Source organism: Caballeronia udeis (assembly GCF_044909315.1).
Lineage (GTDB): Bacteria > Pseudomonadota > Gammaproteobacteria > Burkholderiales > Burkholderiaceae > Caballeronia > Caballeronia udeis_A.
In genome coordinates this window covers 14,035-28,380 of the sequence record NZ_JBIYEB010000024.1, presented here as the reverse complement: position 1 = coordinate 28,380, position 14,346 = coordinate 14,035, and the positions used below count along the sequence as shown (strand labels likewise).

The 14,346-nt window shown below is 61.7% G+C and carries 10 protein-coding genes; 7 read left to right on the top strand and 3 right to left on the bottom strand.

Going from position 1 to position 14,346, the window contains the following annotated elements:
- Positions 1 to 143: 143 nt before the first annotated feature.
- The gene (locus tag ABH944_RS31035) at positions 144 to 2,462 is read left to right on the top strand and encodes an FdhF/YdeP family oxidoreductase (RefSeq protein WP_404611177.1); all 2,319 of its coding nucleotides are present in this window, start codon (positions 144 to 146) and stop codon (positions 2,460 to 2,462) included.
- Between the two features lie 967 nt (positions 2,463 to 3,429).
- Here the strand turns inward: ABH944_RS31035 and ABH944_RS31030 are convergent.
- Complete coding sequence (locus ABH944_RS31030; RefSeq protein WP_404611178.1) at positions 3,430 to 4,329, bottom strand: LysR family transcriptional regulator; 900 nt, start codon at positions 4,327 to 4,329, stop codon at positions 3,430 to 3,432.
- Between the two features lie 101 nt (positions 4,330 to 4,430).
- Between ABH944_RS31030 and ABH944_RS31025 the strand changes: the two genes are divergently transcribed.
- The 6 genes from ABH944_RS31025 to ABH944_RS31000 all read left to right on the top strand — a co-directional run bounded on the left by ABH944_RS31025 (position 4,431) and on the right by ABH944_RS31000 (position 10,929).
- Positions 4,431 to 6,719, top strand: coding sequence for an aconitate hydratase (locus ABH944_RS31025; protein ID WP_404611179.1), 2,289 nt, complete (start codon positions 4,431 to 4,433; stop codon positions 6,717 to 6,719).
- Between the two features lie 276 nt (positions 6,720 to 6,995).
- Entirely contained in the window at positions 6,996 to 7,772 is a 777-nt protein-coding gene (gene tam / locus ABH944_RS31020) for a trans-aconitate 2-methyltransferase (protein WP_404611180.1), read from the top strand.
- 163 nt (positions 7,773 to 7,935) lie between these two features.
- Positions 7,936 to 8,385: a hypothetical protein gene (locus ABH944_RS31015; protein ID WP_404611181.1), complete on the top strand. Its 450-nt coding sequence runs from the start codon at positions 7,936 to 7,938 to the stop codon at positions 8,383 to 8,385.
- Positions 8,386 to 8,460: 75 nt separating this feature from the next.
- On the top strand, positions 8,461 to 9,495 hold the full coding sequence (locus ABH944_RS31010; protein ID WP_404611182.1) for a M14 family zinc carboxypeptidase: 1,035 nt from the start codon (positions 8,461 to 8,463) through the stop codon (positions 9,493 to 9,495).
- Positions 9,492 to 10,307, top strand: coding sequence for an alpha/beta fold hydrolase (locus ABH944_RS31005; protein ID WP_404611183.1), 816 nt, complete (start codon positions 9,492 to 9,494; stop codon positions 10,305 to 10,307). The genes ABH944_RS31010 and ABH944_RS31005 overlap by 4 nt, the downstream gene beginning before the upstream one ends.
- Positions 10,308 to 10,584: 277 nt before the next feature.
- A complete protein-coding gene (locus ABH944_RS31000) occupies positions 10,585 to 10,929 on the top strand; it encodes a hypothetical protein (protein WP_404659599.1) in 345 nt (114 codons plus the stop codon).
- A 43-nt stretch (positions 10,930 to 10,972) separates the two neighbouring features.
- On the opposite strand, the gene ABH944_RS30995 is transcribed toward ABH944_RS31000, so the two are convergent.
- Both ABH944_RS30995 and ABH944_RS30990 read right to left on the bottom strand, forming a co-directional pair.
- Entirely contained in the window at positions 10,973 to 11,935 is a 963-nt protein-coding gene (locus ABH944_RS30995; protein WP_404611185.1) for a Csu type fimbrial protein, read from the bottom strand.
- Entirely contained in the window at positions 11,932 to 14,229 is a 2,298-nt protein-coding gene (locus ABH944_RS30990; protein WP_404611186.1) for a fimbria/pilus outer membrane usher protein, read from the bottom strand. Before ABH944_RS30990 ends, ABH944_RS30995 begins: the two co-directional genes overlap by 4 nt.
- Positions 14,230 to 14,346 lie beyond the last annotated feature (117 nt).

The window sequence follows — 14,346 nt, the reverse complement described above, 5'->3', positions numbered from 1 at the left end:
GGGAGTGGGCCGGACGGCCAGCCGGCCCGGCAAGTCGTCAACTGTACTCCTCGTCTATCTATTTTTCTGTATACCGCGTCATTTTCGGAACACAGTAGCCTTGGGTCATTGGTGAAAACCCTCATGAATCCGTGGCAGGCATTGTGAAAAAAAACGAACCTCGCATTGAACCGTACACACACCCCGCAGCCGGCTGGGGCGCGCTCAAATATGTCGCCATCAATCTCCTCAAGGAAAAGGTGTCGGGCGGGAATTACCGCACGCTGCTCGGCCAGAACCAGCCGGACGGCTTCGATTGCCCCGGCTGCGCGTGGCCGGATCGCGAACATGCATCCACGTTCGAATTCTGCGAAAACGGTGTGAAGGCTGTCGCGGCCGAGGCCACCAGCAAGCGCGTCACGCCTGCATTCTTCGAGGAACATACCGTCGAACAGTTGATGGCGCAGTCGGATTTCGAGCTTGAACAGCATGGCCGCCTGACCGATCCGCTTGTCTACAACGCAGAACGTGATCGTTACGTGCCCATTACCTGGGACGACGCGTTTGCGCTGATCGCGGACCACCTGAATCGCCTCGATGATCCCGACCGCGCCGCGTTTTATACGTCGGGCCGCGCGAGCAACGAAGCCGCATTCCTGTACCAGTTGTTCGTGCGCATGTACGGCACCAACAACTTTCCCGACTGCTCGAACATGTGCCACGAAGCGACCAGCCGGGGGTTACCTGGAACCGTGGGCGTGGGCAAGGGAACCGTGACGCTCGAGGATTTCGAACACGCGGATACCCTGCTGCTCTTCGGCCAGAATCCGGCGACGAACCATCCGCGCATGCTCGGAGAACTGCGCGAGTGCGCGAAGCGCGGGGCCACGATCGTCTCGATCAACCCGTTGCGTGAACGCGGCCTCGAGCGCTTCGCGAGCCCGCAGCATCCGGTCGAGATGCTCACCGGCGGCAGCACGAAAATCAGTTCAGTGTTCATCCGCCCGAAGATTGGCGGGGATTTTGCGTTGATCAAGGGCGTGGCGAAACGCGTGATCGAACTCGACGATGCGGCTCTCGCGCAAGGTATGCCGCGCGTGCTCGATATTGAGTTCATCGCGGAGCATACGGTTGGTTTCGACGCCTTCGCCGAGGACCTGCGCGCCGAGAGCTGGGATGCGATCGTCGCGGAATCGGGTGTACCGATGGAGGACGTGTTGCAACTCGCCAATATCTACGTGCGCGGCCGCGCCGTGATCTCGACATGGGGAATGGGTCTCACGCAGCACAAGAACTCCGTGCCGACGGTGCAGTTGCTATCGAACCTGATGATGATGCGCGGGAACATCGGCCGGCTGGGTGCGGGGCTGTGCCCGGTGCGCGGGCATTCGAATGTGCAGGGAGACCGCACGGTCGGTATTGAAGAGCAGCCGACGCAATCGTTCCTCGACCGCCTCGGTGCCGCGTACGGCTTCGAGCCGCCGCGCGAACATGGCTACGACGTCGTGGGTTCGATTGAAGCGATGCTCGCCGGCAAGCTGAAAGTGTTTATTGGGCTGGGTGGCAATTTTTCGATCGCGACACCTGATACGCCGCGTGTATGGGAAGCAATGCGCTCATGCGACCTGACCGTGCATATCACGACCAAGCTTAATCGCAGCCACCTCATTCATGGCCGCGACGCGCTGATTTTGCCCACGCTCGGGCGCACTGAAATTGACCTGCAGAACGGTGTGGCGCAAGGCGTGAGCGTGGAAGACTCCATGAGCATGGTGCACATTTCGTATGGCATGAACCGCCCTGCTTCGGCGAACCTGTTGTCGGAGATTGCGATCGTTGCGCGGATGGCGCTGGCCACGCTGGGCAGCGCGAAGGTGGACTGGCTTGCGCACGCGAACGACTATGCGCTGATCCGCGACGGCATCGAGAAAGTGATCCCCGGGTTCGAGAATTACAACGAGCGGCTCAAGCATCCGGGCGGATTTCATCTGGGCGTGGCATCGCGCGATCGTGTGTGGATTACGCCTAGCGGCAAGGCGCAGTTCCTCGTGCACGGTATCCAGTTCGATACGCCGATTCATCGTGCCCGGACGATTCATGGCGAGCGGTTGATGACGCTCATGACCACCCGCTCACACGATCAGTACAACACGACAATCTATGGTCTCGATGACCGCTATCGTGGTGTGTATGGCCAGCGGCGCGTGCTGTTCGCGAATCAGTTGGACATCGAGATGCTGGGTTTCGAAGCGGGTCAGCGCGTGGATATCACGAGCGTTTGGGACGACGGCGTCAAACGGCGTGCGGACAGTTTCCTGCTCGTTGCTTATGACATTCCGCGTGGTTGTCTTGGCGCGTATTACCCGGAAACGAATCCGCTTGTGCCGTTGTCAAGTGTTGCCGATGGCGCGGGGACGCCTACGTCGAAATCTATTCCGGTGCTGTTGCATGCTTCTGCCGAGCAGGAGCTGGAAGCGGCTTGATCGAGGGGGGGTGCTCGCGCCGGTGGACGGGGTTTGGGTTCTGGGTGGTTCTGGGGTTAGTGGTCAGGGTCAGTGCCGGGTTGCTAGGTTCTGGGGTTAGGGGTCGGGGTTGGTGCCGGGTTGTCAGGTTCCAGGGGTAGCGGTCGGAGTCAGTGCCGGGTTGCTGCTTTCGGCGTTAGCGGTCTGCATCAGTGAGCTAATTTCTTTATCACTATTAGCCACTGTGCGTGGCGCCCGTCATTTCTTTGTCCAAAGCGACAAAGAAACGAAGCAAAGAAAACGCTTTAACCGCTCTACCCTAAGTGTCCACAGCGTGCAGTTCCAATTCATGGGTGCCCCAAAAGCACGGTGCTCGCTAGAGCCATGGATGTTTGAACCCCTCTTTCTCGCGAATCCCGACATGAACACGCTTCGCCACCAGGGCTCTCGGGCAAGCACCAGCACCCCACGGTCAGCACGGCCTCACGCGTTTTTGAGACCTTGTTTCTCCGTGGGTTGGCGATGTGGTTCGACGTACGTACAAATTCGGTGGAAGGTTGTCCGCGGATAGCGCGGGGTGCCCCTTGGACAGGTTCAGTCACTGGTGGCGAAGCGTGTGGGTATCTGTGTTCGGAGAAGGAGGGGTTCACACATCCTCCGCTCTGGCGAGCACCGTGCTTTTGGGGCACCCATGAATTGGAACCGCACGCTGTGGACACTTAGGGTAGCGTGGTTTGAAAGCGTTTTCTTTGCTTCGTTTCTTTGTCGCTTTGGACAAAAAAATGACGCGCTGCCACGCACAGTGGCTAATAGTGATAAAGAGAAAATCCGACTCAGGCAGACCGCTAAGGCCGAAAGCAGCAACCCGGCACTGACTCCGACCGCTAACCCCAGAACCTGGCACCCCGGCACTAACCCCCACCACTAACCCCGAAAACACCTCGCATCAACCCCGTCCACCGGCGCGAGCGTCCCCCCCTTGCGAGCATCACCCCTTCGGCGCCACCGCCCTCACTTTAATCATGTCATAAAGCGCTTGCGCGGCCGGCGACAACCGAGCGGTCTTGCGAACCACCAGCACCAGCGCCCGCGACACCACCGGGTCCACCAGTTCAATCGTGCGGATATTCGGATACGCACCTTTCTGCACGGCAAGCCGCGGCACCACCGCCGCGGCAATGCGCTCCGCCACCAGCCCGACCGCAGTCGAACTCCGCTGCACCTCGTAGAACGACTGCAATCCCAACCCATTCGTGCCCAGGGCCGTATCAAGCAGCGCACGATTACCGCTGACCTGTCCCGCGAATATCAGCGGGTACGGCTGCAACTGCTTCCACGCCACTCGCCTGCGCCTGGCAAGCGGATGATCCTCATGGCAGATCAGCACATACTGGTCTTCAAGCAGCGGCATGGTCATGAGTTCGGGATGATGCGCACCCGCAATGTTGATACCGAACTCCGCTTCGCGGCGCAGCACTGCATCGGCCACCGCCGACGACGCATGGTCCAGAATCTTGATCCGGTTGTTCGGATACCGCGCCGAATACTCCTGCATGATGCGCGGCAAATACTGAACCCCGACCGTGGGCACGCATGCAATGGATACATCGCCACGCTCGGCCTTGCCCGTCTCGCGTATCTCGAGCAGCGCGTCTCCCAACTCCTCCAGCAACCGCCGCGCTTGCGGCAGAAAATCCCGGCCGATCAGACTGAGCGCAATAGAACGCGTGGTGCGCTCGACCAGCGTCACGCCAAGAAAATCTTCAAGCTTGCGCAAGCGCTGCGTGATCGCCGTCTGCGTGACATGCAATGTGTCGGCAGCATTCTGAAAGCTGCCTTTATCGGCGATGGCTACAAACGCCTGAACGCCGAGGATGTCGATTTTCATAAGAAAAATGAACCAATCGGAATAATAAATTCATTTTACGCAGACGTTGGCAATGCGCAAACTGGCGGCACCCCACACCCCTTCCCGCAGAGGAAACCACCATGTCCGCTCTTGACGAATCCCCCCTAGCAATGGCTGCCCGCCTCTATCCCGAGATGGCCCGCAAACTCGAGATCGTGCGCCGCCGGATCGACAAACCCCTCACGCTCGCCGACAAAGTGCTGCTCGGCCACCTCGACAACCCCGCCGATCAGGAACTTATTCCCGGCAGCAGCTACCTGAAACTGCGCCCGGACCGTGTCGTGTTCCAGGATGTGCTCGGGCAGACCGGCATGCTGCAGTTCATGCAAACGCTGCGCGAACGCGTGGCTGTCCCGACCAGCATCCACTGCGATCACCTGATCCAGGCACGAGTTGACGGCGCGTCGGACCTGCGGGTGTCAGTGCTGGAAAACAGCGAGGTCTACGACTTCCTGCGCAGCGCAGCAGCCAAATATGGCGCAGGCTTCTGGGAGCCCGGCGCCGGCATCATCCACCAGGTTGTTCTGGAAAACTATGCATTCCCGGGTGCGTTGATCATAGGCACTGATTCGCACACGCCGAACGCCGGCGGACTGGGTGCGTGCGCGGTGGGCGTCGGCGGCGCCGATGCGGTGGAGACCATCGCCGGCTTGCCGTGGGAAGTGCTTTATCCGAAGCATATCGCCGTGTACCTGACCGGCGCGCTTAACGGCTGGACCGCACCCAAGGACGTGATCCTCAACGTGGCGGGCCAGCTCACCGTGTCCGGCGCAACCAACGCGATTGTTGAATACATCGGACCGGGCGCACGCACCATCAGCGCAACCGGCAAGGCGACCATCACCAACATGGGCGCGGAACTCGGTGCGACAACATCCATGTTTCCCGCCGATGAACACATGCTCACGTACCTGGACGCCACCGGCCGAGGCGACCTCGCGCCGTTGATCCGGCAATACACGTCTGCGTTGTTCGAACCGGATGCAGCTGTGGAAGCCAACCCGGAACGCTACTACGACCGCGTGATCCGCATCGACCTGTCCGCGCTGGAACCGCATATTGTCGGACCGCATTCGCCGGACCGTGCACGACCGCTCTCGCAACTCGCGGCAGAACTCAAAGGCGTGGACAACACCATCCCCGAAGCGATCTCCGCCGCGCTGATCGGCAGTTGCACGAACTCGTCCTACGAGGACATGAGCCGCGCCGCCGATGTCGCCGCACAAGCTCGCGCCCATGGGCTGAAAGCCGTCGTCCCGTTCCTCGTCACGCCGGGTTCGGAGCAGGTCCGCGCGACCATCACCCGCGACGGTCAGCTCGATGAACTCGAAGCGCTCGGCGGCACCGTGCTCGCAAACGCTTGTGGTCCCTGCATCGGACAGTGGCATCGCGACCCGCGTGCGACGGCTGCACCGAATGCCATCGTCACGTCATACAACCGTAACTTTCCGCGCCGCAACGACGGCTCACCCGCGACCATGAACCTGATCGCCAGTCCGGAAATAGTGACCGCGCTCGCGCTGGCAGGCCGGCTGTCGTTCAATCCGGCCACCGACTCGCTCACCGGCGCGGACGGCAAGCCCTTCATGCTGACGGCGCCGAAGCCTGCACCCGAAGTGCCGTCGGCCCGCTTCGCGCCCGGTCGCACGACCTATGTCGCGCCGCCCGCGGACGGCCGCGATATCACGCTGAGCGTCAGCCCGTCCAGCGAGCGCATCCAGTTGATGCAGCCGTGGGCAGCTTGGGATGGACATGACTTCACCGGCATGCCGGTCGTGCTGAAAACCCGCGGCAAGACCACGACCGACCACATTTCGCCGGCCGGGCCGTGGCTGCGCTTTCGCGGGCATCTGGATAAATTCAGCGACAATTTGCTCAACGGCGCGACCAACGCTTATACGGGCGAGATCGGCAAGACAACGAACGTGCTGACGGGCGAAGGCGGTCTCACGCCTGCGCAAGCGGCCCGTCAATACCGGGCGGCAGGGCAGGCCTGGGTGGTCATCGGCGATTCGAACTACGGAGAAGGCAGCAGCCGCGAGCATGCCGCGTTGTCACCACGGCTTCTGGGCGGCGCGGCGGTGATTGCCCGCAGTTTCGCGCGCATTCATGAGTCGAACCTGAAGAAGCAAGGTCTGCTTGCGCTGACATTTGTCGATCCGGACGACTACGACCGGATCCTGACCGACGACCGGATCGACCTGCGTGGCCTTGACCGTCTGGCACCGGAAGAGCCGGTCGAATGCCGTATCAATCACGCGAGCGGCCGCAGCGAAACCGTGTGGCTCAAGCACTCGTACAGCGACGCTCAGTTGCAATGGTTCCGCGCAGGATCCGCATTGAACGTGCTGCACAAGTCGGCAGCGTAGTACGGAGTGCTTTCTTTCCGTTTGTAAGTCGCCGCGCGTGGAGCATGACCCGCCCCGACAGGACATCGACGGCTCGCAATCCTTACGCTTTCCGCCGATGGTCTTTAGCCGGCCACGCATGTTCTGTTTATCAGGCCAGAACCTGCGACCGGTTGCACACATGCTGTACCTTAGTCGAATCGCGTAGAAACCTGAACATTCACGCCTGCGGTTGGCGGCCTATGGAACCCGTCAAAACCGCAGTGCGCCGTCATTCATCTATTGAGGAATTACACAATGAGCTGGTCTGCCAAGCAGTATGTAGCCTTTGAAAACGAGCGTAACCGCCCCATTCGCGATCTGCTCGCGGCCGTCCCGGATATCGACGCACGCACCGTCGTGGACATGGGATGTGGTCCCGGTAATTCGACCGAAGCGCTGATGGCGCGATTTTCCCACGCTGCGGCAAGCGGATTCGACAGTTCACCGGACATGATCGAAGCCGCCCGCAAACGGCTGCCGCAAGTTCACTTCGAGATCGCCGATATCAACGCATGGAATGCCCCCGGCCCGTTCGATGTGATCCTCGCGAACGCGGTGTTCCAGTGGCTGCCCGACCACGCCAGCCTGTTTCCCGCGCTCGTCGCAAAGCTTTCGCCCGGCGGCAGCCTCGCGGTTCAGATGCCGGATAATCTCGAGGAGCCGGCGCATCGGCTGATGCGTGAGGTTGCGGCCGACGGCCCGTGGGCCGGCAAGCTGTCCGAGGTCGCGAAAGCCCGGACGCCAATGGCCAGTCCGGTGTGGTATTTCGAACTGCTTCGTTCTTGCGGCGCCCAACCCGATGTCTGGCGGACTACTTACCATCACGCGCTGGCGGGTGGTGCGCAAGCAGTCGTCGAGTGGTTCAAGGGAAGTGGCCTGCGGCCGTTTCTGGAACCGCTTACTGAAGATCAACGGCTGGCGTTTCTGGAGCGTTACAAGACGGAAGTCGCGCAGGCTTATCCGGCGTTACCGGACGGGACGGTGCTGCTGCCGTTTCCACGCTTGTTCGTGATCGGCGTCCGCCAGGGCTGACGCTGAAACGGGCGGTTGTCTGCACCGGTAAACCGAGGGGTCCAGCCGGTGCAGACCAGGAAAACCCGCCGAACCGGGTATGGAATCACTCCTCGAAAACCCTCGCGCGAGCCATCTCAAAAAGAGTATATACTGTTTATACTTTTACCCAACTGGAGACTCCATGCCCGGACCCGCTACGAAGGCCCCTAGCAAGAAGGCTTTTCATTTCCCCAAGACTGCGGAAACGGCTGCTGCCGAGCCGGCAGTAAGCAAACGCAAAGCAACCGCCAAACCAGCGGTCGAGGCGTCAAAGGAACCCCAGGTCAAGGCAGCGCAAGCGTCCGCCAAATCAAAGGCTAAAGCCGCGCCCGTCAAGTCCGCCGGTGCTGAAGAGAAAGTCAAACGGCCGAAAAAAGAGAAGGTGGTTCGTGACAGCTTTACGATGCCCAAGTCCGATTACGAGAAAATCGGCCTGTTGAAGCAAAAATGCCTCGCCAACGGCGTGCACGTCAAAAAAGGCGAGCTCTTGCGGGCTGGTTTGCTCATACTTGAGCGCGCCAACATCGAGCAACTCACTGCGGCGGTCGCCGCTGTCGAGACAGTTAAAACAGGAAGGCCAGGCAAGTCCTGAGCATAGCCAAGCGTCCTGAGGCGGCCAGCTTTGTTTCCGGCCTCCCCAGGACACATCGAGAAACAGGCCGTGGGCATGAGACCATTAGACATACCCTCTGCAAGCTTTGCGGAGTTCGATGACCTCAATGCCATCCTGGCGGCCGGCGGCGCGCGCTTCGAATCGCGCACAGTGGGCGAAGTACGCGCCGGCACACATTCTTTCCCAATCATTACCGCGGCGATCGGCTCGAACGATCCCGAAGCACCTGCCATTGGCTTTTTTGGCGGCGTGCACGGCCTGGAGCGCATTGGTACGCAACTGATCCTCGACTACATGCGCGCGCTGCTGCGGCGTCTCGAATGGGACGAACTGCTGCACGAACAATTGCGCTCGGTACGGCTCGTTTTCATGCCCATCGTGAATCCTGGCGGCATGTGGGCGCAAACCCGCTCGAATCCGAACGGCGTCGACCTGATGCGCAATGCCCCGCAAAGCGCTGAAGGACGTGTCCCCTTCCTTGCCGGCGGCCAGCGTATTGGTGCGTGGCTGCCGTGGTATCGCGGTCCGGCCCAGGGCTCCCTGGAACTCGAAAGCGCCGCCTTGCTCGATGTGGTGAAGCAAGAACTGATGACACGCCCGCTGAGCCTTGCACTCGACTGTCATTCAGGTTACGGCTGGGGCGACAGCATCTGGTTCCCCTACGCGCGAACCAAGCAGCAAATGCCGCATCTCCCCGAGATGTACCAGCTCAAGACCATGTTCGAGCAAGCGTATCCGCACCATGGTTACGCGTTCGAACCGCAAAGCCATCAATACCTGCTTCACGGCGACCTGTGGGACTGCGCGTATGACCAGACGCCCGCGCCGAACGTGTTCCTGCCAATGACCCTGGAACTGGGCTCATGGCGCTGGATCAGGAAAAACCCCAGCCAGATCTTTTCCCGCCTCGGCATGTTCAACCCGATCAAGGCGCACCGGGTTGAACGGGTTTTACGCCGTCACGCCAACTTCCTGGACTTCCTGACCCGCGCGGCGTTTGCATCGAATAGATGGCTCCCCAAGGGCGATGTGAGAAAGCAGATCCTCGAGCGCGCCATGGAACACTGGCAGCGAAAATCTTCACGATGAGCACGTGGATCTTGTTGCGCGGACTCACGCGCGAGGGTCGTCACTGGGGATCGTTTCCGGAGCAACTGCGCATTGAGGCCGATCTCAACGGCGACGCAAGCAGCATTGCGCTCATCGATCTGCCCGGGAACGGCCGTGAGAATGCGCTGAGCGCTCCACCCGATGTAGCCGACATGGTGAAATTCGTCCGCTCGCGGGCGGCCGAGGCCGGGCTGTTGCCGCCGTATCGGCTGGTTGCCATGTCGCTGGGCGGCATGGTCGCGACCGGCTGGGCACAACGCTATCCGGAAGAGATCGGGCGGCTGGTGCTGATCAACACCAGCATGCGGCCATTTAGCGCCATGAGCGAGCGCCTTCGGCCCGGGGTTTGGCCCACGCTGATGCGTGCTGCCGCTTCATGGGTGGATCCCATGAAGTGCGAAACGATCATCCACGACCTGACGTGCAACCGGCTCGACACCCAGGCCGCCGACATCGCCGCATGGGCGGCCATCAGGAAGAGCGCCCCTGTGAGTGCGGCGAACGGTCTGCGTCAACTCTGGGCGGCGGCGCGCTTTCGCGCCGGCAGTCACGCTCCCGCTTGCCCTACGCTGCTGCTTTCATCGAAGGCGGACCGGCTGGTCAATCCGGTCTGCTCCACGCGTATAGCGGCGCGTTGGGGTACTGCCCATGCGGTGCATGCCTGGGCCGGCCATGATCTGCCCCACGACGATCCGGTCTGGACGAGCAAGGCGATTGCCGACTGGTTGCGCACCCTGCAAGGACACGCGGACGAACCACCGCCTGTGTTGGATAGACCCGCTGCTGTCTAGTTGAACCTGGCCGGTTGAGTCCGGGTACTGTCAGGCAGCCGGGGTTGCTGTCGTCCGATGCCCTGCGCAAATGCACCCGCTGCACACCGATCGGCCCCTCAGCATGTTGCAGATCCGGAAGCGAGGAGGCGTCGGGTTCAAAGGCCCGAAACGAACGGGTCGAACCGTCGCCATAGCCTCCAGGAAGGCCTATTCTGCGCAATGTCCCTAAAGTCTCGCATCCATGTGCCGATACCACAGAAAGCGGCTTCGACGGTGACGTCGGACCGCTTTCGGCGTGCTGCAAACCGGGCACGTGCGCACCAACGGCACCACTATTCCATTTCATATGCTGCGGAAAAACAAAACGCTCACACTCGCGGCAATGACGCTAGGTGTGTTTGCATCGGACGTATCGCCGACGGAACTGGCCACGCTATCGGTCAGCCTGGTGGTGCAGGAAAGCTGCGTGATCCAGTCGGCCGCCGAGCCTGCGGTCGTCGCGAAACCGAACGTATCGTGCCTGCATGGCCAGCCTTACGACATTGCGCTCGTGGCTCTGGATCCCGCCCTGCCCGTCTCAACGGTGCAGTACGCCAGTCGCGACACCAGGCAGTCCACGGTGTGGATGGTGGGCTTCTAAGTACCCGTTAGCGCGCTCCCAGGGCACTCGCCGCAGTGCAGTTTCAAAAGCTGATCGTGGCGGTAATCGTGTCCGTATATACGCCCGGCGCAGGCGTCGTTTGCGCGGGCACTACACCGTAGACGGTCAGTATTTGTGAATTGCCGGCGCCCGTGCCGGTCGCCTGCGTCGTGCCCGCGGTGCCGTCGCCCCAGGTGGTAGTCAGGCCCGCATCGACGTAGAGTTGGTAGTTCACCGCGCCACCCCCTCCCGTGCGCGCCATCTGCCGCGCCGCCACATTGGCGGTCGTGCCGCCGTTCAACGCAATCCGGTACGCGTCACCGCTGGTGCATTGCGCCGTGATGGACGCGGTAGCTTTCAACGCGCTGCTCAGGAGGCCGGCCGCCCCGAAATTGAGGTTCGTCGCACTGATGTTGCAGTTGTTCACTACTGTTGCTGAAGTGCTGAAGACGAAGGTACCTCCGGAAGCGGTCAGCGACGCGCAGGTCGGTGCCCCCAGCAGATAAAAGCCCGCATTGATTGATGTCTGCGTGCCGCCAAACCCCTGGGTGTATACCGTACTGGCGTTACCAATGGTCGGCACGGTCGGCTGGTTCGCGCTGACCTGTCCATAGATGGTCACGGCCTGGGTCGTGCTCGTGCCAACCAAGGGTTTGACCAGCGTAAGCGATATCGGCGTGGTGCCGGAATAGATCGATCCCCATGCGAGCGAGTGCCCGGCGTCCTGATACAGGTCGTACTGCAACTGGTTGGTGCCGTTGGTCATCGAGCGCGGACTGGTACCGCCCAGGTTCAGGCACACCTGGGCGTTCGGCACCAGCGTGACGGCAGGCCACGTGCACGTCACGCTAACGCTGCCGGTCGTGGCGACAGCGGCGCCGCTGATCGGACTCACCGAGCCGAAATTGATCGCCGTCGCAACCGCCGCGCAGCTCTGCGCGCTCGCGCGCTCCGGCACACCCAGCGCCAATGCCACGACGAACACGAGAAACATGATCCGTCTCATCGCGCGTTCCCGGCAGTTGAACCGCAGGTCAACGGTCCAATGGTGGGCAGCGAACCGTCGCCGGGACGGTCGTAGGCGAACTCCACCGCGCAATGCAGCGAACCACTTTCGATAACTAAATGGTTGTCGGGCTGAAGGCCCTCGACGAAGGTCAGCCCCTCGTAGCCGACGATCGTATCCTTGCCGCTTTCCTCGTGATGAACGGCCGCCCCCGGCGGCAGTAACTTGCCGTCGGGTCCCTGCAGGATCACCGAGGCGGCGCTATAACGCGTCACCCCGAAGCGCGCCAGCACGCCCGACTGCGCCTGCGGCACGAGGTTCATCGAAGTCGTGTCGATGCGTGCATCGGCGGGCAGCCTCATGCCGTCGATACCCACCTGGTTGTCCTGATACGAGTTGAGATCGGGCACGAGAAAATGGCCGCCTCGATCGGTCACGCCGATCACGCGGTTCTCGTGCAGCACGGGGATCCCCGCCACGCCATCGGTCGACACCAGCGCGAAGCCGTCGTAGATGCGCCGCGACGGCTGCACGGTGCCGTCCATCAGCACCACGGTGCCGGTGACATCGAGCGACGCGGTGCCCTGCCCGTTGATATCCTGCCCGACTACCGTCACCTCGCCGCCCTTGCCGAGATACTGCACCTGAGCCTGACGATAAGGCGCGGCGCCCGCGTTGCCGGCCTGCACGCCCCAACCCCAGCCACCGTCATAGTCGGGGGGGCGCGTGGCGTTGACGTTGTAGTTTGACTCCCCGTTCTGCCTGCCGACGTTGGCGTTGACGGACGTGTTCTTGCCCAGGCCGAAACTCACGCTCAGGAATACGCCGCGCGAATCGTGCTGCTTGAAGTCCTGGTAGGCGCTGAGATTGAGCGACGCCAGGTTACCGAAATTCACCGTGTAGGATACCGAACCTATTTTTGAAGGTTGCGCCTGCGGAAACTTGAAGCCGATATAGCTCACCGAGAAGGTCTGGCTGGCAAAGAGCGGCAACGCCAGCGTCACGCGGTCCGTAGCGGTAGGGACAGGCGTACCGTCCCGCGCCGCAAGATCTCCGTAGTTGCCGAACGCGCGAATAGTCTGTGCATCGATGGAAAAATGCGGCTCGACCAGTTCATAGCCAAGGCTTGCCTGCGTACCGGCCAGACGCCCCGCGCTGGCCGACAGTGACCCATTCACGACGCCGGCCATGCCAAGCCGCACCAGCGCCCCGCCACCGGCGTTATAGACCCCGCTGGTGGCCTCCGTATGCGCCTCGACCGTCAGCAGGTCATTGACGCCGTATCGCGCCGAGCCGCTGACTGCCGGGCGCGGGTCGTAATCGAACGAGTCCAGGCCGTATGAACGGCGCAGGAAACCCGCTTCGAACGAATAGCTGGAAAGTCCGGTGGCAAGCAGGCGCGTGTCCACATACAGCGGCAGCGACGTTGCGACCGTGCGGCCGAGCGCGTCGCGCGTGATGACGGTGGCCTGGCCACCTCCGGTAATGCCCGGCACGTTGTTGACAATAAACGGCCCGCTGGGCACGTTGCCGCTGTACTGCCGGACGCTGTTGATATAAAGATCCACCGACGACGGCACCACCGCGGACCCTGCAAACGCGGGCACGGGAAACGTCACCAGGTCCGGGCGCAACGCGAAATTGCTGCGCCACTGGAATCCGCCGATGCGCACCGAGCGCGACCACGCGAGCGACGACGAGATGGTGTCGCCGAACTGCTTTGTATCCAACGCGACCGGGTCGGACATGCTCCACGATGTGTCGTAACGCGTATAGCGGCGATCGTTGCGATACAGGTACATGATGCCGGTATTGCTGAATACACCGGTGGGATCGAAGTACCGCTCCTCGCTCCAGATCGCGAGCTGCGCGTCCGTGCTGCTTTGCGCATACGCGTCGTAGTTGATCAGCAGCCCGCGAGACGAAGTCGCCGGAGGCGTCCTGGCCTGTGTGCGGGTATTGAAGGTATAAGGCTTGCGAAGCTTGTCCGGAATTTCCAGGGACACCGTCTGGCGCGCAGCGTCGTAGGTATAGCGAAGTCCGGCAATGGAATCCAGTTGCACTTCGGCCGTGTCCGCAATACCGAGCCGGTCGAGTGCCAGCCCGATGTTGTCCAGGTCCTTGCCCTTCGCGGCAAGATGCCCGTTCAACTCACGAAACTGGGCGATCATGGAGGTGCGCTGGCCGTTGACTTCCACTTCCAGGTACACATCGTGTGGCAGGTTTGTGCTCAATGGCGAGGGAAGCTGCGGCGTTTGCGCGTAGGCGGGCATGCAGGCAAGGACGGCGTTCATCCCCGTGGCGACTAGCGCGATGCGGAGGCGGTTCAGGTGACGTATTGGCCGTCGTCGGATTCTCATCGATTGAATGGGGACGCACCATGTCAACGTCCGGCACTGCGCGGGTACATG